We start from the raw sequence: 21,186 nt of genomic DNA, 5'->3' as shown, positions 1-21,186 counted from the left end.
CTAAACATGGCGGGGCGCATTTTACTTTTTATCACAATTTTTCTTTTCATCAGTTTTAAAAGCTTTTCGGCAGTTTTTGTGGTAACCAGCAATGCCGATTCGGGGCCGGGAACCTTGCGCGAAGCACTCACTCTTGCGGCAGCCAATGGCATTGCCGAAAAAGATTACATCAATTTTAATTTGCCGGATTTGAGTGAGGCGGGACGGACAATAAAAGTTCAGACAAGCCTTCCTTTACTTTCATCGAATTTAGTTATTGATGGCAGTACACAACCTGGCAATAAGATAGGCATTAGCGATACAAAAATTACCATAAAAATGACTGATAATCTATATCCTGATTATATAGTCATTTTCAATGGCCAGAGCATTAATAATATCGAAATTGATGGTATATTTTTTGATTTTATTGCCGGAAGAGGCGGCAACAGCAATACTATAAGTATTATCAACTCATCAAAATATAATTATCGGAAAAGCTGGCAAAGGAAATACCTTTGGGTTTGTAGATATGGGCGTCTACATTTTAGGAGGCAACCATGTCACCATGTCAGCTAACTGGTTCGGTATTGATCCTAACACAGAAAAACCAAGTGCTACTGCCTGGACAGGAAATTTTTATATAAATGCAAATGATGTATTAGTTGGAGGAGAGACTCGAGCTGAAGGTAACTTTTTTGTTTGCGAAGACTATACCAGAGAAAGTAGAGTATCTGGCTATGATCCAAGAACTGGCTCAAATGCGGTTCCTGTTGATAAATGTCTTTTTAAAAACAATACGATAGGGTATAAAACTGCGGGTACTACAGGAATTGCCGATTATGTTGCATTTGACTATATCGATCAATTAGACATTATTGATAATATTTACAACTACGGAAGTATTACACACATTGAGTACATGAATGGAGTGGTAAATATAAAATCAAATAAAACCAATCTTGATAGAAATTTACAACCCGACGTCAACAGTTCATCAACAACACCTTTTGAATTAATATATGTAAAAAAAGCTATTATTGGGGGCCCCGATCCTGCTGATGCCAATAACATTAATAATATAATATATCGAAATAGTGATTATGCTGCTATAGATGCCTATCAATGTAATGACATTCTCATTCAACGCAATAGCATAAGTTGCAAAAGTACCGGAAACGCTTACAACGTAAGAAATCCGGCAAGCCCGATTCCAAACATTTCAATAACCACAGTTGCTAACGGTACAATAAAGGGTACAGCTACGCCGGGAGCAACCGTTGAGGTGTTTAGCGATAGCGAATGTCAATTGTGCGAACCTACGCATTTCATAGGTTCGGTAGTTGCCGACAACACAGGAGCATGGCAATTTACCAGCAACCTCCAATCCACCGGTTTTACCGCTTCGGCATCACTCAATGGGCGTACTTCTGTCTTTGCAAAAGTTGGATTTGATATTTCACAAGCGGTTATCAAAAACCCATCATGCGGTAATAATAATGGCAGTATAAAAGGGATAGCAGTGGTTAACAATACGCACGTAGAATGGCGTAACGAAAATGGTGAGCTTAAAGGAACTACTGTTGATATTGATAATTTACCATCAGGTGATTACACTTTTACCGCTTTCCTGGGCGAATATTGTAATGTTAAAAGTACTGTTTTTAGCCTTCGGGATACCAAGCCGGTATTTGACGATAGCTATTTACAAATCACAAACAGCTGTGATAACAATGGATCAATAACCGGTTTAGGATTTAAAAATCAAAATGACTTTTCGATAAAAACAACGAAATGGTACAATCAAAATCAACAGGAATTTGGCCAGTCATTATATTTAACAGATGTCCCCAGCGGTAACTACACTTTGAAAGTAATTACATCTGATAATTGTGTAGAAAGTTATGGGCCCGTAACAGTAAAAAGCTTAACCGGCATTATAATCAACCAGACAAATCCTAATATCCAGCCTACCAATTGTGGCCAATCTACAGGGGCTATAAAAAACATTATCATTACTGGCGGCACCGGCAACATCAAATACAGCTGGCTCAATGCCCAACACCAGGAAGTAGCCAATACCAATGACCTGACCGGACAGCCAGCCGGTATGTACACGTTAAAAGTTACCGACGACAGCCAGTGTGGCCCCGTATATTCTTCTGAGATCGAGATACCCGAAGTTAACGGCATAACACTTGATGAAAACAATGTGGTACGCAGCCCCACTACCTGTAGCCAAAACAACGGCAGTATTAAAGGCATAACCGCTCCCGGAGCAACTCATTACAAATGGATCAATACAGCTAATAATAATACAGCTGGTTCAGGCATCGATTTACCAAACGCCGCTGCCGGCAATTATCAGTTAATTGCAAGTAACGATTTCGGCTGTAGTAAAACGAGTCAGGTTTATACTATCGAAGCTACTCCGGCCACAATTTATCCTACATATAGCGCTTATATCGTCAAAAGTTGTGCGGGGCAAAGCAGCGGTTCAATTAGTTTGATAACTGATAACCTTGTTAAAAGCATGCGATGGATTGATGCTACCGGTCAGCCTGCAGGCTCAGACGCAAATCCGCACGACCTTAAACCCGGCACTTATAAAGTTTACTTTACTGATGCCAACGGTTGCGAAACACTTTACCCGCATGATTTTACGGTTGATGATATCCCTGCTTTGCAAATAAATGGCAATTCGATAGTCCAAACAAACGATCAGTGTGGGTTAAAAGCCGGTAGTATTAAAAACATCCAGGTAACCGGCGGCACGCCGCCCTATACCTATTTATGGGTTGATGAAGCTGGTAATCATCTATCTACATCAAAGGATCTTACCGGCGTTGGCGAAGGCACCTACAGCCTTCAGGTCCACGACTCCGGAAGCAGTATCTGCAGCCCTTCGGCTGGCATAGCATTTAATATTTCCAACCAGAATAGCACGATAGACGCTCCAGTAATTAATCCCTTACAATTGTGCGCCCCCGGCGAAGCTTTGCTAACTGTAAACTCTCCGGCTGCTGGCAATAAGTACCGCCTCTACAATTCGTTAACGGATCCAACTTATCTGGATGAGCAAACAAATGGTATTTTTAAGATCAGTGCAAACGTCAACAGCATCTTTTATATAAGCCAGGTTAATGGCCAGTGCGAAAGCGAACGGGCAACAGCACAAATAACCATCAGTTTGTCGGCAATTGATATTCCTAACACGTTTACGCCAAACGGCGATGGCAATAACGATTACTGGAAGATAAATAATGCCCAAAACTATCCCCAGGCCATCGTACAAGTATTTACAAGGTACGGCCAAAAGGTATTTGAATCAAAGGGATACGGCATACCGTTCGACGGAACTTACAAGGGCAGCAAACTTCCGGCAGGGGTTTATTACTATATTTTAAACCTCGGCAAAAGCTGCAACCTGCTTTCGGGGAGTTTAACAATCATCAGGTAAATATCAAGATTCCCTCCTTTTATTAATCTAAAGTCAGGCGAAGTAAACAACTCATTTGGCATTGTAGCGTTATTGCCAACAAAATCGTAACTTACTATCGGACAATATCAACCAGTTTATTGCCAATTAATTATAAACTACATTCAAGCCCCAAATCGCAACCATGAAACACCGGTTGTTGCTGTTTACGTTATTCCTGGCACTGGCCGGTTCGCGCGCTATGGCAACTGTATTTACGGTTACAAGTAATGCCGATACCGGACCGGGCACATTACGTGATGCTCTTACCAAAGCAGCCGCCAACGGAACAATGCAACAGGATATTATTAATTTTAATTTGTCGGGCAACCCAACCATAACGCTATATACGCAATTGCCCGAGGTTACCTCAAACTTAATAATAGATGGCAGTACACAACCGGGCCAAAAATATGGCCGAAGCGATGCTCGGGTTTATATTATACCGGATATCAGCTATACTTTTCCGGGTACTAAAGCTGCAGCCCTGCTTATGACCGAGGTCACCAATGTTGAAATATATGGTTTATGCATAAAAGGCTACAGCAGCAAACTGGTAAATTTTAACGGGAACCTTCTTTTTACGGCTATATCTGCTTATGATTGCACTAACATTACCATAGGCGCACCCGATAAAGGAAACGTTTTTTATGATAATATCTATGGCGTTTATTGCGGCACTAACTCATTAACTGATTCAAAAAACAACGACAACATAAATATCCGGTCAAACTTTATTGGCTACGATGAATCGGGGACAAACGTTTTGGAGTTAGGGTATGCTCTTGAGATCACTGCAGACAATTCATCGGTAGGAGGCGTTTCTTTAAAGGAAAGGAACCATTTTGCCACAGCCATTTCCCTGAACGGGATCGACAATAAATTTATCAATAATTCGCTTTCGCTTGATGTAAACGGACAGGACAACCGCGTAACCGGTGCCTCAATATTGGTGCGGTTTCAGGGTAGTAATACACAGATAACCGATAATGATTTTTGTGCTACACAATTTCAGTTTGTATCGGTAAACGGGTTCTTATTTATCCGCAACAAGCAAAGCAGCATACCCGGCAATTCGGGTATGTCATTGTTTAAATGTAATAATGCTTTGATAGGTGATAACAACGATAATAATATTAATATTTTCAGTAATGATGGCGGGGCCTTTTACTCTGTCGAATCAACCAATATCAATATAGCCAAAAACAGCATTTCATGCAATACAACCCCGTATCTCATATCAAAGGGCACGGCTGTCCCCGACATCAACGTACTTATAAACAGCGCAACCGAATTTTCTGGAACAGCATCACCCGGAGCAGCTGTTTACATTTATAATGACAATACAGATTGCTCTGTTTGTAACCCTGTACAATACCTGGCTACAATTATTGCAGATGCGGCCGGCAATTGGAAGTTTACCAGCGATCTTCATAATAAAAAACTGGTGGCAAATGCTACACTTAACAACAACTCGTCTGAATTTACCCAGCCGGTTATTTCTACCTCAACAACCGATTACGTAAAGGTAAACCCAACCTGCTTTAAAAACAATGGCTCTATCACCCTGCAAAACTTAAAGAATGTTATTGGGGTTGACTGGTATACTGACCAGGATCAGCTTATTCAGTCAGGGGGGGCTACGCTCGTAAATGTAGGTATTGGCACTTACTATGCCAAATGTTATAACGGCAATTGCTTTGCCAAATCAATCCCTGTAACCCTGACAAGTTCAAATCCCGGTATAGATGATTCAGGGCTTCAAAAAGTTAACGCCTCATGCGATGCTGCCAACGGGAGCATTAGTAACTTAAAACTGATCAATACTAATGGTGCCGCGCCGTCATTGAAGTGGACTAATGAAGCAGGAGAGGTAATTCGCACCACACTGGATATCGACAAGCTTCCCGGCGGAACATATACCCTCACTATTGATCCCGAAGGCTGTGCAGTACCTTATCATATTACCCTACTTAACCAGGAGCTTGTTCTTGATCCGCCATCGGTAAGCAGCTTCCAGTTATGCGGGCCGGGCGAAACCGTAATACCGGTTAGTAACCCGATTGCAACATCAACTTACAGGCTTTATGATAACGAAAGCGATGCTACACCGCTTGATGAGGAGGCGAATGGTAAATTTAAAGTGAACATTACTTCAAACCGAAGCTATTACATAAGCCGTTTTAGCAATGCCTGCGAAAGTACCCGTACCAAAGTTGATGTAAGCGTAGGCCTCTCATCCCTTAATATCGCCAATACTATTACCCCCAATAACGATGGCATTAATGATTACTGGAAAATTGCCGGCATGGAAAACTACCCATCGGCAACCGTAAAAATATTTAACCGGTACGGAAAAAACATTTATGATGCAAAAGGATATAACCGCCCGTTTAACGGCACCTATAATGGCAGGCCGTTACCTTCGGGCAGTTATTATTATATCATTAACCTTAGTGCAGGATGCGGCTTATTATCGGGTAACTTAAGCATTATTCGTTAGGCCAACTGCCTCAAATACATCTGGATAGTATTTTCCAAACCATAATACAAGGCGTCGCTCACCAGGGCATGACCAATGCTTACCTCAAGCAGGCCCGGTATATTCTCGGCAAAGTATTTCAGGTTATGCAAATCCAGGTCATGCCCGGCATTAATCCCTAAACCAGCCTGCTGTGCGGCTTTTGCGGCCTCAATATACGGAGCAATAGCCAGTTCTTTTCCCTGCGGAAAATGAGTAGCATACCCTTCGGTGTAAAGCTCAATACGATCAGTTCCGGTTTTGGCAGCCCCTTCAACCATTGCAGCAATAGGGTCAACGAAGATGGAAACCCGGATCCCGGCATCTTTAAATACTGCTATCATATCTTTTAAATAATGATAGTTAGTGATGGTATCCCAGCCGTGGTTTGAGGTGATCTGCCCTAACACATCAGGCACCAAAGTAACCTGCTCCGGTTTGTTAGCCAACACCAGGTCGATGAATTTTTGTTCCTGGCAATTGCCCTCGATATTAAACTCGGTAGTAACAATTTTCTTAAGCTCAAACACGTCGTTATAACGGATGTGGCGTTCATCTGGCCGGGGGTGTACGGTTATTCCCTGTGCCCCAAAACGTTCACAGTCTTTAGCAACCTGGATAAGGTCGGGGTTATTACCACCACGCGAATTACGCAAAGTGGCTATTTTATTGATATTGACAGATAGACGGGTCATATTTCAAAGTTATATATCATTTAGATAAAATGCCCGATATATTTAACTTTAGGTCATGAAACCTAAACAAATTGTTATTGAGCTGTGCGTACTACTTGCCATATATGTGCTGGCCTTTTTTTGCTGGCCTTTTTTGTCAGGAACGATATACGGCAGTATGACACTTGATATAAACATGCACGATACTTATTTTGTGATGTCAGTATCACCCTTTCAGCTCTTGGTATTGGGGACTTTTTCCATTTTTACTACGCTGATCTATTTTATCCGTGCTATTGTTACACGTTATAAAAACAAAATAGTCAACATCGTTTTAATAACAAGCGACTTTTTGTTGATTATTATGCTGATAAGGATATACCGGATAGTTTTACTTTTGGAGCAAACACTGGATGCTAACGCCAAAAGTGGCTGGACGATATATCCCCCGCTTTCGGCTTTAGGTAATCAATCTACAGAAATAACCAGGCATCCGCATTTTGATAGTTTCATGTTTATTCCAATAACCATTTTTATGTTGATATTAGTTACAAGTAGTATCATTACCGGCAGAAACTGGAAAACAAGTACCCATGAACAAACAATTTCTTAAGATATCTTTATCGCTCTTTATCCTCATTCTTCTTTTTACCAGTACCTTTGCGCAAACCATCTATCGTAAAATAGAAAATTATAAAGTTTACTACGGATGGGCGCACAACTATCCTCAGGATTGGATGATCCTTCGCCGTTTTGACAACGAAGGGCGTAATTACCTGCTCATGGTGAACCCGCAAACGCTTGAAACTAAAATAAACGAAAGCAGCTTTTACCAGGTAAAGCCCATGAGCATGGAACAGGCACGGGAGTTTTTTAAAAGTACGCCCTATCAAAAAGCGCTCAGTAAAGCCGAAAAACAGTCGATCAATATTCAGGATGCAGGGATTGAAAGCGGGATCCCCAAACAAACCGGTATCAGCCTTACCGCCGACCTGTGCCCATCGCACCGCCCGCTGGATAAACGCATTTTTACTAATATTTTCACCGAATTTAAAAAAGTGGAGCGCCCCGTACCTATCGCGCTTTCGGTAACCGGAGTATGGATGCGGCAACACCCGCAGGATTTAGCCTGGCTTAAACAAATGCAGGCCAACCGCGAGATCTACATTACCTGGATCAACCATTCCTTCAATCACCGGGTAAGCCTGAAGGCCCCGCTTAAAGAAAACTTCTTACTTGAACCCGGCACCGATATCAATTATGAAGTGCTGGAAACAGAAAAGGCGATGCTGCGCAACGGCCTGTTACCTTCGGTATTTTTTCGCTTCCCAGGCTTGGTATCTGATCAGCAACTGGTATACCAGATCACCAATTTTGGCCTGATCCCGGTTGGTACCGATGCCTGGCTGGCCAAAGGCCAGCAGCCGCAAAATGGTAGTATAGTGCTTATTCACGGCAACGGTAACGAACCTGTAGGCGTTAATGATTTTATTAAACTGCTGCAATCAAAAACAAGATCGATTGCAGGTAAGCAATGGCTGTTATATGATCTGCGTGAAAGTGTGGACGAAGAGTTTAGTGAAGCGCCCTGAATTCAGTTGGCGGTTTGCAGTGGCAGTTGGCAGTTTCAAATACCCAGACTTACGGAGTTTTGAAAACTTGGTAAGTCTTCTTCTTCCCGTGTCATAAACCTTTATCAAGCTCATCCAACTGCACCCAAACTTTATGCTTATAAGGTTGCGGTGATGCCTCAAAATAAACTGTGGTAACATTAGTTCCAGGTTTCGCTTTTTTAATGTGAACCCGGAAGTTAAGAACAAGCTGATCCTGTGTCATATAATCAGTCATTTCGGCCTTACCTTCAAAAGCCTGAGTATCCGTGTTATCTGCTTTGATATTTTGAAGTTTTACCTTCATTGGTGCAGCAATCGCGGTATCAATTTTTGCTTCTTTTAAGTTAGCCTTTACCAGGCCTGTATAATAATCGCACATGTATTTTTCAAGTTGAGTTTTGGTAAAAGTCGTTTTAGCGGTAATTATCCATAAAAATGCGTACGTCCAGTAACCTTCTGAGCCTTTTTTTGCCCAATCGGGCGAAAAGCGGATATCCTCGGTACCTTTAAGAGGCAAGCTATTTGCAAACTGCGGAGGAAGCGCAAAGGTTTCGGTATGCCAGTTTTCGGGTTTAGTTAGCGAATATGCTGGAACGGTTTGCTGGCCATAGCAAGCGCATTTCAATAAAACAACTAACAAACACGTAAAAAACGTTTTGAAATGCATAATAGTTTAGATTTATGATCAAAGTTAAGGTAAAGCACACTGGGTATTCGTTAAAAAAAGTTAAGAGCGTGTAAAAAATAAAAGCCCCATAGCACTCGCTGCATGGGGCTTTAAACCTAAACCTTATCACAAATCCGGGTATAGATACCCGTTATTGAATTGTAAATTTAATATGAATTTTTAAAAATGTATCATGTTTGTTACAATTTATTTCATTCGTATTATTTCTTATTTATTGATAATAATTTTTCAGCTTTTCATATTAATTACGAAAATATTCACAATAAAAGCTGGCTTATATAAGCGCTGACGGAACCCATTAATGGTATTGGTTGTTATGTGATTCGAGGAATGGTTAATGGAAACCTTGTTACAAACCTTCATTAAGGTCATCCAGTTGTCCCAAACTTTATGTTTATACGGCTGCGGTGATGCCTCAAAATAAACAGTGGAAATATTAACACCGAGCTTCATTTTAAGCATGGATCCGAAGATTGAGACTTGATGGGTTTTACTTCGTATAATCCATTATCTCAACTTTGCCTTCAAATGCCTGGATATCGATATCATCCTTCTTTGCATTTTGGAGTTTTACTTTTACGGGCATAGCAATTGCGATATCAATTTTAGCTTCTTTTAAATTAGCGTTTACCGGTCCGGTATAGTAATCATGCCGGTACTTTTCAAGGAGGGCTTGAGTAAAAGTGGTTTTATCTGCTATTGTCCATAAAAAAGCATCGGTCCAATAATCGTCGCTGCCTTTCTTAGCCCAGTCTGGCGAAAAGCGGATATCTTCCGTACCCTTAAATGGCAACATAGCAACAAAGGGCGACGGCAATGCAAATTTTTCAGTATGCCAGTTTTCGGGTGCAAGTAATAGATAAACAGTAACCCTTGCTGCCCAAAACATTTACACTTCAGTATTAAGAATAACAGGCAGGTGCAGTATTTTAATGCGCATAAACGGGTAAGATTTACCATTAAAGCTACACTAATTAAATAGCAGGATACAAAATATAATTATTAAATAGAGTCAATTCTTATTATACTGTCACTCAGCAACAATAATTATAATATAACCATAAACGGGTATTTTATATCTAAAATATTATTAATATTTTTAGAACCTAACCCTATCATTATGAACCCATTATCACCTGTTATTACCAGTACAACAAGGCTATGCGATAACTCTTTTATAAAAGAAATTTTCCCAGGCCGATTTTTTGCAAGCTATTTATTTTACTTGACCTTTATCATACTATTATCGGCAGTAACAAGTAACACATCTGCCCAAGTAAAGCCCAAAAGAGTTGTCGGCTCCTTCATTTACGAAGGCAACGCCTATAATTATGAATTCAATAAAATAGAAATCAATAGCTATTCATTCTTGGTAACCAGTTTGGGTAAAGTGGATGCTAAACCCGACTCGGATGCCACGACCGAAACAGATACCTTGCAGACAGTAAGTGATACCGATATAAATTCGACAAACACATCTAATATTTCATCTGAAAATAAGCCAGAAAAAGCCATTGGTGTTAGCAGCAATCCGGATGTATTTGATGAGTTTACCAGAACATCTTTTGATACGGTTTTTAAAAAACAAATGATTTCCAGAGACACTATTACAAATTCAAAACAATCTCTTGAAAATTTAAGCAAAAAAGGAGCTGAGCTGTTTTTTAGCATTCAAAGCAAACTTGAGTTCTTGGACGATGAGCCGGTAACAGCACATATGATCTTAAAAAAAAATATCGTTAATAGTATTCTCATATCAAATGCCTCAAACTACTATGATGCCACATTGAGCTATCCAGTGGCATGGCACAAGGTTAAAAGTGTAGACGTGGAAACGGACGACGGGACTATAAAAAACATAATTGTGCGCGTGATTGATCCCAAAAATACCAGTCCAAAATCACGGGGTTCCCTGGAATTCAAAAACACAACCCCTATCAGCATATCCGGTAAACATGACCCTGAGCATCTTTCAGAAGTAAAATTATATTGTTTAAATTGTGGTGGCATCAATGGATTGAATAGATATATTTTGTTTTCCAATTTACTTCAGCTTGATATTACTTTAGAAAATGATAAAGAAGATTACAGCCCGGCTAATAAAACATTCAGCCTTACCCCACAGGCCTCTATCGTGGAATTAAAAAAGGAAAAGCGCTCTCAAATATTGTCGGTCGCTGCCTTTTCAGATTTTGTTGGCCTTGATCAGGAACAACCCAATGGCCTTTTACAAATTGAGGCGAAACGTAAAATAAATATAAATACTAAATACAGCCCAACTTCATCATTTTGGAGCTTTACAGACTGGATTTTTAATCCAAAAAGAAAGGAAGAAACGGATGAAAAAATTTCAAAATACGATTTTGGGACCTATGGCTTTAAAAGAATTGAGCCTACCGTAAAACAACTAAAATCGAACACTGACACAATAACAAAATATAAAGTAATGTTAAAAAAAGCGTGGCTTGTAAATGATAATGCCCACGATTCAACAATTACTTTTTTTGATTTTGAGAGTGCAAAACGATTTGTAAGAAAAAATCCTTCTAATGCCTTAGATAATGACAAATGGCTTATTAAACAAAAACAGCGCCGTTTCTTTCAGGATTCTGCCAGCGCAATTAAATACATAAAGGAAAATCCAGGCACTCAAATAGAGCAAAACAGTGTGGAATGGCTTATCAGAACAAACAAAAATGATAGAATCATATTTACCGACTCAATTAGCGCCGCCAAACATCTTAAGGACCACCCATCCGGCCAGCTTTTTAAAAAAAGTAAAGGGAATTGGTTGGTAATTATCAATCAAATACTTCATTTCCAGAACTCTGAGAGCATAGTTAAATATGTTAAAGAAAACCCCTCCTGTGTTATAAAGGAGACCAGAAATGTGCCTGTTGATACAATTGAGGTGGCGAAAAAAAGATATCCATCAGGATATTACACCTGGATGTCTTCAATCGAGCCCAAACTCCTATTTTCAAAACTTGATGGAAATAATAAATTTCTTGTTTTGGATAGTGCGTTTTCATCAAGAAAAGGTATCAATCCGCTTAAGCAGTATCAGTACCAGTTAGCCTCATTTGGATTTACCGCCAATATTATAAAATTTTCTTATCCTCAATCAAAACTAACATGGAACTTTTTAGATATCGGTACTTATTGGTATCGTACAAGAGTACAAAGTATAAAAGACACCGCCACAAAAAATTCAGTGGCAATTAATAATGGCTATTTGTCTCTGGGCATGCAAGTTGGTTTTAAACCCGACAGCAGGTATGGTGCTAACATTGGAGTTGCATACATTTTTCAAAAAGCTTTCAATAACGACTATAAATTTGAAAAAAATAATGGTTTAGGACAGGCCAATTTTGACGCATTTATCAAAACCAACGAAGATTCGAAATTATTTTTCAGATTTCGCTGGATATATGATTGGCATACGTTCAACAATAACTTCACTCAAATACAGTTAGGTTACTCTGTTAACATATTTGCAAATTCAGGCTCTTCAAAATAATTTTGTAACAAAAAAGGCATGGTGCTAACACCATGCCTTTATATTTTCAAAGCAAAAACCTTTCAGCTTTAGCCTATAACCTTAAAGATTAATAACGATAGTACTCCGGTTTAAACGGACCTTCAACGGTTACACCAATGTATTCGGCCTGATCCTGGTCAAGTACTTCCAGCTCAACACCAATTTTGGCAAGGTGCAGGCGGGCTACTTTTTCATCAAGATGTTTTGGCAGGGTATAAACTTTGTTTTCGTAAGCTGCACCGTTTGTCCAAAGTTCCAGCTGAGCTAAAGTTTGGTTGGTGAACGAATTACTCATTACAAAGCTTGGGTGCCCTGTTGCGCAGCCTAAGTTAACCAAACGACCTTCGGCCAATACGATAACGTCGCTACCTTCAATGGTGTATTTATCAACCTGCGGTTTAATTTCGATTTTGGTATTGCCATAAGCGCTGTTTAACCAGGCCATGTCAATTTCATTATCAAAGTGACCGATGTTACAAACGATAGCTTTATCTTTCAAAGCACGGAAATGCTCTTCGCGAACGATATTTTTATTACCTGTTGCTGTAACAACGATATCAGCTTCTTTAATAGCAGTACCTAATTTTTTAACCTCAAAACCTTCCATGGCAGCTTGCAACGCACAGATAGGGTCAATTTCGGTAACGATAACACGTACACCTGAGTTACGCAATGAATCGGCAGAGCCTTTACCTACGTCGCCATAACCGCAAACAACAGCCACTTTACCAGCCATCATCACATCAGTAGCACGACGAATAGCGTCAACTAATGATTCACGGCAACCGTATTTGTTATCAAATTTTGATTTGGTAACCGAGTCGTTAACGTTAATAGCAGGCATTGGTAATGTGCCGGCTTTCATACGCTCATATAAACGGTGTACACCAGTAGTAGTTTCTTCTGATAAACCTTTAATTGCTGCAATCAGCTCAGGATATTTATCTAATACCATGTTGGTCAAATCGCCGCCGTCATCAAGGATCATATTAAGCGGTTGGCGGTCTTCACCAAAAAATAAAGTTTGTTCAATACACCAGTCAAACTCTTCTGCATTCATACCTTTCCAGGCATAAACAGAAATACCGGCAGCAGCAATAGCAGCAGCGGCGTGGTCCTGGGTTGAGAATATATTACATGACGACCAGGTAACTTCGGCGCCAAGAGCAATAAGGGTTTCAATTAAAACAGCTGTTTGGATGGTCATGTGCAGGCAGCCGGCAATCCTTGCGCCTTTAAGCGGCTGGCTCGGACCATACTCTTTACGTAAAGCCATTAAGCCAGGCATCTCAGCCTCAGCCAGTTCAATTTCTTTACGACCCCACTCTGCCAGCGACAGATCTTTTACTTTGTATTTAACGAATGCAGTTTCTACTGATGACATATCGATATTTTATTTTTGAAAGTACAAAGTTAACTTATATCCTTGTGAAAATGAAATGTTTGGTGTTCACCAACAAGAATGTGCAACAGGTTGTAAAGCAGTTGTAAAGCAATAATAACGGTTAGTTCAGGCCTGCAACTGCTTCTGCTTCTCTCCCTGGTGCATGCTCAGGTTGCCGTTATAAACACCACCGGTTTCCACCACTAAGTTTTGTGTTTTGATATTACCTGTAATATGCCCGGTAGCTCTTATTTCAAGCGAGGAGGCAATGATATCACCATTTACAGTTCCGTAAACAACAATTTCTTTGGTGTTGATATCACCTTTCACCTCACCTTTTTCACCCAGGATCAGGCCTTCGTCAATAGTTACATCGCCATTAACCAATCCGTCAATACGTGCAAATGCCGGGGCTTTTAAATTACCTTCCAATACACTGCCTTCACTAATTAGGGTTGAAATTGCCTGCAGGTCGAGCGCAATCTTATCTTTTTTAGAAAAAATAGCCATGTTTTTAAAGTATTTGGTTCAAAGTGGTAAGCCTTAAGTCGCAAGCCGATATTTTTATTTGCAGAGCCGCAAATGATCCCGTCACAGAGCTTATGACTTTGGGCTTAAGACTTAAAACTTATTTATTCAGGGTTAAAAAGTTTACAGGGTTAATTGGTTTACCGTTTTTACGCACTTCGTAATGCAAATGTGTACCCGTTGAGTGGCCGGTAGAGCCTACCTTGCCTATATTATCGCCAACCGTAACCTGCTGGCCAACCTTTACTTCAATTTTTGAAAGATGGCCGTACAAGGTTTCCAAATCATTAATATGTTTGATCCTTATACAATTGCCGTATCCGCCTGCCCATCCTGCAAAAACAACTTTGCCGCTTGCAGTACATTTTACTTCATCACCACGATGGCCCTGAAAATCAATACCCGGATGAAACTCGGCATGTTCTGAATTAAAGGGATCACTCCGGTAACCAAAAAATGAAGTAAATGAGCTTATCCTCGGGTAGCCCATTGGCGTAAACGCAATGGTGCTTGTTAAATGTTTAAGATAATCATCATACAGGCTGTAGGCTTCGGTATCCGGAAGTTTAGCAGCCTCATTATTGCCGCTGCCACCGGTACCTTTTACAGCAAAACCCTTCAGGCCCCGCCTTCTTAAATATTCGTTTATTGTTTTAAGCTTTACTTCGATAGATTGTATATATGATTGCGCTGTACCCTGGGTACTTACTTCTGCCTTAGCTACCGGCATAGAGCCTTTAAGTTTAGCAATCTGCGCCTGTAGCTGCAGGTTTTCGGCTTCCTGTGCAGCGCTTTTATGATGAAGATAAAATACCAGCCCGCCAAGTACCAAAACAACGGCAGCTATACTCCACGCATAATGTTTAAGCCTGTTAAGATGTTTGGTTTTTATTTGTAATGATTTGGTATGCTGTTGATTTTTGTTGATGATAACAACGGTACTAATATCAGATGTTTTAGGCTTCATCAAGTTTAAATAAATTAGGGAATGCAAGTTATAAATTACCAATAATAAAACAATATTAAATGTATGTAAACAGGCTGTCAATAGAATAACGTTGTACGATAATCGTCAACCAATTGTTATTATTAAGTTTTTATAAACGTAAAACAAGTATCATTTCTTATTTTTGTGATACTGATTTTATTGTAAAGCAAAAAGAAATGATGTATCCAGAATATTTAGTAGCCCCAATGCGGGAAGACCTGACCAAGGTTGGATTTGAGGAATTGAAAGATGCGGATGCTGTAAAAAACGCTATTGAAAGCGAAGGTACAGTATTTGTAATGGTTAATTCGGTATGTGGTTGTGCTGCTGCAAATGCACGCCCGGCTGCTAAAATTGCTGCCGCCAACGGTAAACATCCAGATAAGCTGGTAACTGTGTTTGCCGGTATGGAAAAGGACGCTGTAGATACAGCACGTAATTATATGCTGCCTTACCCACCATCATCACCTGCAATGGCGTTGTTTAAAGACGGCAAACTGGTGCACATGATTGAGCGTTACCAGATTGAAGGCAGGCCGGCGCAAATGATTGCCGATAACCTGATTGGTGCATTTGAACAATATTGCTAATTAAACGGAAAGCCGAAGGCTTAAAGCAGAAAGCTAAAAACATAAAAGAGCTGAGGGAAAATCCTTCAGCTCTTTTTCTTTGATGTTGTCTGAACCCGAATTTACAGAATGAAAGGATTTACAGAATTGCTTGTCTTTTCAATTATTTCACCTCACTTATTTCTAAATATCCTGGTTCAGAAAAAATCGGTGAAATCAAAAATCAATCTGTGTAATCCAAACAAAAAAATCCGAAATCTATCTGACCTCTAATCTCCAGCCACTAATCTCTCTATTCCGTTTTCAAACTCTTTACCGGGTTCATAGATGCGGCTTTTATACTTTGATAACTTACCGTTAGCAATGTTATAGCAATAGCTCCTACTGCGGTGAGGCCAAATATCCACCATGACAATTCTGCCTGGTACTTATAATCCTGCAGCCAGCCCTGCATAAAATAGTAAGCGGTAGGAATAGCAAATAATAAAGATATAGCAACAAGGATCACAAACTCCTTCGACATTAGACGCCACAGGCTGAATATTGATGCACCTAATACTTTGCGCACGCCTATTTCTTTTGTCCGCTGTTCTGCCATAAACGAAGCCATACCAAATAAGCCCATGCAACTGATAAAAATTGCCAGTAAGGTAAAGAATCCTGCCAGTTTGCCAATCCTTTCTTCGTTGCTGAATTTACGCGCATACTCATCGTCAGTAAATTTATATTCGAATGGACTGCCCGGAGCATATTGCTTATAAACAGATTCTATTTTAGCTATAGCATCATGTGCGCTGACTTTCGGGTTTAAACGAATATCAACAATGCCGCCAGGATCCCTATCAAACAAAAATATCGACGCCTTAACCGGTTCGTACGGTGATGACATCACCATATCCTGCACTACACCAATGATCTTAAATTTTTTGCCCCAGTCTATCGTTTCGCCTACGGCGTGTTTAAAATTCATGAAACGGGCGGCAGTTTCATTTACAATCATGCTCAGTGAATCACCTACTTTGTTGCGCTCAAAATCACGGCCTTCAATTATTTTCCACTGGGCCACCTTACCAAATTCGGGGCTTACGGTTATCGTGCCGAAATCATCCAACAGGCCGGCAGGTTTTCCGCGCCAGTTTAAGCCGCTGTTATTAGCGTATACTGCAGTAAGCGGACTGCCCGATTCGGCTACTTCAATGATAGCGCCTGATTTAAGAAGATCATTCCGTACGGATTCAAAATGTTTATGGATTTCATCAGTGCGCATATCTATCTGTACCAAACCAGTACGGTCATAGCCGATAGGCCTGTTTTTGGTGTACTGCACTTGCCTGAAAACAATGATAGTCCCTATAATCAGCGTAACCGATACAGCAAATTGAAGCACTACCAATACTTTACGTGGTATTGCAGCATAACGACCGGCCTTGAACGTCCCTTTCAAAACCTTAACCGGCTGAAACGATGAAAGGTAAAATGCCGGGTAGCTCCCTGCTATAAGGCCGGTGATAATACTGAAACTTAAACCCAGTATCCAGAAAATCACACTGCCCCAAAGAATCTGCATTGTTTTATCGGCCACGCCATTGAACCACGGCAAGGTAAGCTGCGCAAGCAAAACTGAAATAAGAAAAGCGAACAAAGCCAATATTACCGACTCGATGAAGAACTGGCTGATCAGCTGGCTTCTTAATGAGCCTACAGTTTTACGGATCCCTACTTCCTTTGCGCGTTTTTCGCTCCGGGCTGTACTCAGGTTCATAAAATTGATACAGGCCAGCATCAATACAAACACACCAATAATGCCAAACATCCACACAAACCGGATGTCGCCCCCAACGTTAATACCGTCTTTAAAATTAGAGTACAGGTGCCATTTGCTTAATGGATGCAGAAATACAAGCGGTTTCGACAGTGCGCCATAGGCGTCGCCCTGAGCTTTAATACTGGTCAACTTAATATCCCTTATTTCAGCAGATACTTTATTTATATCAACTCCGGGCTTTAACTGCGCAAAGATCTGCCATGAATTATTGCCCCAGCGTGTACTTGCGTTTTTTAACCATGGCGCAGTGGTAATATATAAATCCCAGGGGGCAATGAAACCCAGGTCTCGAAAGTCGGAATTATGTGGCATGTCTTCATAAACGCCGGTTACTTTAACATTCCATACATTGTCAATTTTAATGGTCTTAAACATTGGGTCGGCATCTCCAAACAATGCCGTGGCCAGCGAAGCCGAAAGCAAAATAGACGACGGATCCTTCAAGCCCGAACGCGTCCCTTTCAGCATTTTCAAGGTAAATAAATCGGGGGCTTCGGCCTGCATATAGTTACCACTTTTAGTAAGCTTTTTATCGCCATAGGCCATAATATGTCCGTCCGTCCAGGTAGAAAGCACTACATATTTAAAATCATGCTTATACTCATTCCGCAACTTATAGCCCAAGGGAATAGGCATGGCCGTTTGTGAGCTGGTTACACCATTAAAAGTTTGGTTTTGCCAAACCTGAACTATCCGGTCATAGTTATCAAAGTTTTTATTGTACGACAGCTCATCCCAGATCCAAAGCCCAATGAGCATAGCCACCGCCATCCCTACCGAAAGGCCGGTAATATTAATAAGCGTATGCGCCTTGTTCTTAACAAGGTTACGCCACGCAACGGTTAAATAGTTTTTAAACATGATATTATATCATTAGGTCATTTACTGCGCGTCATTAAGTCATTTTTTTGCTCCATTTTGTTTTGGTTATCGTCATACAAAAATGGCTTAATGACGCGGAGCGAATGACTCAATGACAAGTTTATTCTGATCTCAAATTTTTAACCGGATTAGCCAATGCCGCCTTTATAGCATGATAACTTACGGTTAATAAAGTAATGACTACAGCACCCACGCCCGATGCCGCGAAGATCCACCAGGTTATTACCGACCGGTATTCATACCTCTGCAGCCAGTTGTTCATATAATAATAAGTTGTTGGTATGGCGATAAACAGCGATATGGTAACTAACACTACGAATTCTGTAGATAGTAATCGCCACAAGTTAGCTACCGATGCTCCAAGTACCTTGCGCACACCTATTTCCTTAATTCGTTGCTCGGCAACAAAGGAAGCCAGGCCAAACAAGCCAAGGCATGATATAAATACAGCTAACACCGCGAAAATGGTAGCCAGGTTCCCGATACGTTGTTCGTCAGAAAATTTATGTGCGTATTCATCGTCATTAAATTTAAAATCAAAGGGGCTTCCGGGGTTGTACTTTTTAAATACCGGTTCTATCTTTTTCAAAGCCTCCGGCATTGGCATTGTTGGCTTAACCCTTACGGTTATAAAATTAACCCATCCCGGCATCATCATAAATATAGAGGGTACCGGCTTATTATAAGGCGATTCCATGATCATATCTTTAACAACACCGGTAACAAGATGCGGAGTGTTCCCCCAGCGGATGATCTTACCCACCGGATTTTTAAGACCAGTCATTTTCACCGCCGACTCATTCATTATAAAAGCTCCGGTATCTGTAGGAAAACTTCTGGAAAAATCACGCCCCTGAGTAATTTTCCAGCCTATCGTATGTCCGTAGTCATACGTTATGGCGATTGAAGCAAAAGTGGGTTCAAATTTTGGGTCTTTCCCTTCCCATTCAAATCCACCGTTGCGCGCCCAGATCTCGTTAGTTGTACTGTTTGATTCAGCCATATCTTCTACTGCCCCGGTTTGGATCAGCTCATTACGCAAAGCCTCATAGTGACCATAAATTTCGGGAGTCTTCATGTCAATGGTTAATAATCCGGCACGTGAATAACCCACCGGGCGGTTCTTGGCATATTGTATCTGCCTGAACACAACAATGGTACCTATAATTAGCGCTATGGAAACTGTAAACTGTACAACTACAAGTACTTTGCGTGGCATCGATGCAAAACGGCCTACCTTGAAAGTACCCTTTAATACCTTAACAGGCTCAAATGACGATAAATAAAATGCCGGATAACTGCCGGCTATTATGCCCGTAAACAACGTGAAACCTAAAACCAGTAACCAAAACCAGACATTACCCCAGGGTAATGCTATTTGCTTATCAGCAATGTGATTAAATGGAGAAAGCGTTATCAAAACCAGTGCAAAGGTTACAACCAATGCCAGGCAGGAAAACACTACCGATTCACTAAGGAACTGGTTAATTAGCTGCGAACGCATCGAACCGATAGATTTCCGGATCCCTACTTCCTTAGCGCGTTTTTCACTGCGGGCAGTGCTCAGGTTCATGAAATTAATACAGGCCAGCAAAAGTACAAATACACCAATAATACCGAATAGCCAAACCATTTCGATAAGTCCGCCTACAGGTTTTCTATTTTTAAATTCACTATACAGATGCCATTTACTCATGGGATGAACCTGGATGGTTTCATTAAAAGGTTTGAAATGCGCCTTGGTAATGTTAGTTATCTTAGCCGATACTTTATCAAAATTCGCATTATCAGCAAGTTGAACAAACAACGAACAACCGTGATTATCCCATGCCGCGGTTTGCGTGCTCCACCAATTGTCTTTATTGAAAAACGGCATCAGGAACCGTGTTTCATAAAAGGTGGTATTACGCGGCAGATCTTCGTAAACACCTATAACCTTCAGGTTTGTTTTATTATCGGCTTTAATGATTTTATTAAGAGGGTCGGTATCACCAAAAAGCGACTTAGCCACTGATTGTGATATGATCATTGACGATGGATCTTTAAAATCGGCGTAGCTGCCTTTAACCATTTTTAAGGCCAGCATTGCGGGCATATCCCCTTCGGCCCAACCACCGGTTTGTGTTATTTTTTTATCACCAAGTGCCAGAATATGTTCTCCCGGCCAAAAAAGCGAAATACGCTTAAAATCTTCACCATACCGGGTTCGTAAATCGGCACTCAAAGGCACCACAGTTGATCTAAAAGTGATTGCATCGTCATTTCCTTGCTGGCTCACCATAATTTGCCCCATGCTGTTATAGGTACTATGGTATTTATCAAACGACAACTCATCCCAAACCCAAAGACCGATAAGCATGGCCACCGCCATCCCTACCGATAAACCCGCGATGTTAATAAAGGCATGTACCTTGTTTTTAACAATGTTGCGGAACGCGATTTTAATGTAATTTTTTAACATGACTTAGTTCATTGGTTCACTTGTTCATTAGTTCATTGGTGCCTATCGTATAATT

At 40.7% G+C, this 21,186-nt stretch carries 15 protein-coding genes; 7 read left to right on the top strand and 8 right to left on the bottom strand.

Annotated features, from left to right (window positions below):
* The first annotated feature begins 6 nt into the window (after positions 1–6).
* The 3 genes from MTO98_RS05320 to MTO98_RS05310 all read left to right on the top strand — a co-directional run bounded on the left by MTO98_RS05320 (position 7) and on the right by MTO98_RS05310 (position 5,960).
* Complete coding sequence (locus MTO98_RS05320; protein ID WP_243485575.1) at positions 7–558, top strand: hypothetical protein; 552 nt, start codon at positions 7–9, stop codon at positions 556–558.
* Positions 512–3,439, top strand: coding sequence for a gliding motility-associated C-terminal domain-containing protein (locus MTO98_RS05315; RefSeq protein ID WP_243485574.1), 2,928 nt, complete (start codon positions 512–514; stop codon positions 3,437–3,439). Before MTO98_RS05320 ends, MTO98_RS05315 begins: the two co-directional genes overlap by 47 nt.
* 163 nt (positions 3,440–3,602) lie before the next feature.
* Positions 3,603–5,960 (top strand): gliding motility-associated C-terminal domain-containing protein, encoded by a 2,358-nt coding sequence (locus MTO98_RS05310; protein WP_243485573.1) that lies wholly within the window; start codon positions 3,603–3,605, stop codon positions 5,958–5,960.
* Here the strand turns inward: MTO98_RS05310 and MTO98_RS05305 are convergent.
* Complete coding sequence (locus MTO98_RS05305; protein WP_243485572.1) at positions 5,957–6,673, bottom strand: pyridoxine 5'-phosphate synthase; 717 nt, start codon at positions 6,671–6,673, stop codon at positions 5,957–5,959. The genes MTO98_RS05310 and MTO98_RS05305 overlap by 4 nt on opposite strands.
* Before the next feature lie 55 nt (positions 6,674–6,728).
* Between MTO98_RS05305 and MTO98_RS05300 the strand changes: the two genes are divergently transcribed.
* On the top strand, positions 6,729–7,265 hold the full coding sequence (locus MTO98_RS05300; protein WP_243485571.1) for a hypothetical protein: 537 nt from the start codon (positions 6,729–6,731) through the stop codon (positions 7,263–7,265).
* Entirely contained in the window at positions 7,246–8,244 is a 999-nt protein-coding gene (locus tag MTO98_RS05295; RefSeq protein ID WP_243485570.1) for a polysaccharide deacetylase, read from the top strand. Before MTO98_RS05300 ends, MTO98_RS05295 begins: the two co-directional genes overlap by 20 nt.
* Positions 8,245–8,335: 91 nt before the next feature.
* On the opposite strand, the gene MTO98_RS05290 is transcribed toward MTO98_RS05295, so the two are convergent.
* A complete protein-coding gene (locus MTO98_RS05290; RefSeq protein WP_243485569.1) occupies positions 8,336–8,932 on the bottom strand; it encodes a hypothetical protein in 597 nt (198 codons plus the stop codon).
* Between the two features lie 511 nt (positions 8,933–9,443).
* A complete protein-coding gene (locus tag MTO98_RS05285; protein WP_243485568.1) occupies positions 9,444–9,842 on the bottom strand; it encodes a hypothetical protein in 399 nt (132 codons plus the stop codon).
* 231 nt (positions 9,843–10,073) lie between these two features.
* Between MTO98_RS05285 and MTO98_RS05280 the strand changes: the two genes are divergently transcribed.
* Positions 10,074–12,473 carry a hypothetical protein gene (locus tag MTO98_RS05280; protein WP_243485567.1) on the top strand — a complete coding sequence of 800 codons (2,400 nt, stop codon included), beginning with the start codon at positions 10,074–10,076 and terminating at the stop codon, positions 12,471–12,473.
* 88 nt (positions 12,474–12,561) lie between these two features.
* Here the strand turns inward: MTO98_RS05280 and ahcY are convergent, their stop codons facing one another.
* From ahcY to MTO98_RS05265, 3 genes are all read right to left on the bottom strand, one after another.
* The gene (gene ahcY, locus MTO98_RS05275) at positions 12,562–13,878 is read right to left on the bottom strand and encodes an adenosylhomocysteinase (RefSeq protein WP_243485566.1); all 1,317 of its coding nucleotides are present in this window, start codon (positions 13,876–13,878) and stop codon (positions 12,562–12,564) included.
* Between the two features lie 126 nt (positions 13,879–14,004).
* Positions 14,005–14,388 carry a polymer-forming cytoskeletal protein gene (locus MTO98_RS05270; protein ID WP_243485565.1) on the bottom strand — a complete coding sequence of 128 codons (384 nt, stop codon included), beginning with the start codon at positions 14,386–14,388 and terminating at the stop codon, positions 14,005–14,007.
* Between the two features lie 118 nt (positions 14,389–14,506).
* A complete protein-coding gene (locus tag MTO98_RS05265; RefSeq protein ID WP_243485564.1) occupies positions 14,507–15,373 on the bottom strand; it encodes a M23 family metallopeptidase in 867 nt (288 codons plus the stop codon).
* A gap of 200 nt (positions 15,374–15,573) precedes the next feature.
* Between MTO98_RS05265 and MTO98_RS05260 the strand changes: the two genes are divergently transcribed.
* Positions 15,574–15,984 (top strand): BrxA/BrxB family bacilliredoxin, encoded by a 411-nt coding sequence (locus tag MTO98_RS05260; RefSeq protein ID WP_243487916.1) that lies wholly within the window; start codon positions 15,574–15,576, stop codon positions 15,982–15,984.
* A gap of 271 nt (positions 15,985–16,255) precedes the next feature.
* Here MTO98_RS05260 and MTO98_RS05255 read toward each other — a convergent pair whose 3' ends face one another.
* Both MTO98_RS05255 and MTO98_RS05250 read right to left on the bottom strand, forming a co-directional pair.
* Positions 16,256–18,649: an ABC transporter permease gene (locus MTO98_RS05255; protein WP_243485563.1), complete on the bottom strand. Its 2,394-nt coding sequence runs from the start codon at positions 18,647–18,649 to the stop codon at positions 16,256–16,258.
* A 121-nt stretch (positions 18,650–18,770) separates the two neighbouring features.
* On the bottom strand, positions 18,771–21,131 hold the full coding sequence (locus tag MTO98_RS05250; RefSeq protein WP_243485562.1) for an ABC transporter permease: 2,361 nt from the start codon (positions 21,129–21,131) through the stop codon (positions 18,771–18,773).
* Positions 21,132–21,186: the final 55 nt, after the last annotated feature.

This window comes from Mucilaginibacter sp. SMC90 (assembly GCF_022811725.1).
GTDB lineage: Bacteria > Bacteroidota > Bacteroidia > Sphingobacteriales > Sphingobacteriaceae > Mucilaginibacter.
The sequence above is the reverse complement of the archived record's forward strand: the minus strand, read 5'-3'. Positions and strand labels throughout refer to the sequence as shown.

Coding starts and splice junctions, on each gene's coding strand:
- MTO98_RS05320 (WP_243485575.1), top strand. CDS start 7: ATGGCGGGGCGCATTTTACTTTTTATCACAATTTTTCTTTTCATCAGT.
- MTO98_RS05315 (WP_243485574.1), top strand. CDS start 512: ATGGGCGTCTACATTTTAGGAGGCAACCATGTCACCATGTCAGCTAAC.
- MTO98_RS05310 (WP_243485573.1), top strand. CDS start 3,603: ATGAAACACCGGTTGTTGCTGTTTACGTTATTCCTGGCACTGGCCGGT.
- MTO98_RS05305 (WP_243485572.1), bottom strand. CDS start 6,673: ATGACCCGTCTATCTGTCAATATCAATAAAATAGCCACTTTGCGTAAT.
- MTO98_RS05300 (WP_243485571.1), top strand. CDS start 6,729: ATGAAACCTAAACAAATTGTTATTGAGCTGTGCGTACTACTTGCCATA.
- MTO98_RS05295 (WP_243485570.1), top strand. CDS start 7,246: ATGAACAAACAATTTCTTAAGATATCTTTATCGCTCTTTATCCTCATT.
- MTO98_RS05290 (WP_243485569.1), bottom strand. CDS start 8,932: ATGCATTTCAAAACGTTTTTTACGTGTTTGTTAGTTGTTTTATTGAAA.
- MTO98_RS05285 (WP_243485568.1), bottom strand. CDS start 9,842: ATGTTTTGGGCAGCAAGGGTTACTGTTTATCTATTACTTGCACCCGAA.
- MTO98_RS05280 (WP_243485567.1), top strand. CDS start 10,074: ATGAACCCATTATCACCTGTTATTACCAGTACAACAAGGCTATGCGAT.
- ahcY (WP_243485566.1), bottom strand. CDS start 13,878: ATGTCATCAGTAGAAACTGCATTCGTTAAATACAAAGTAAAAGATCTG.
- MTO98_RS05270 (WP_243485565.1), bottom strand. CDS start 14,388: ATGGCTATTTTTTCTAAAAAAGATAAGATTGCGCTCGACCTGCAGGCA.
- MTO98_RS05265 (WP_243485564.1), bottom strand. CDS start 15,373: ATGAAGCCTAAAACATCTGATATTAGTACCGTTGTTATCATCAACAAA.
- MTO98_RS05260 (WP_243487916.1), top strand. CDS start 15,574: ATGTATCCAGAATATTTAGTAGCCCCAATGCGGGAAGACCTGACCAAG.
- MTO98_RS05255 (WP_243485563.1), bottom strand. CDS start 18,649: ATGTTTAAAAACTATTTAACCGTTGCGTGGCGTAACCTTGTTAAGAAC.
- MTO98_RS05250 (WP_243485562.1), bottom strand. CDS start 21,131: ATGTTAAAAAATTACATTAAAATCGCGTTCCGCAACATTGTTAAAAAC.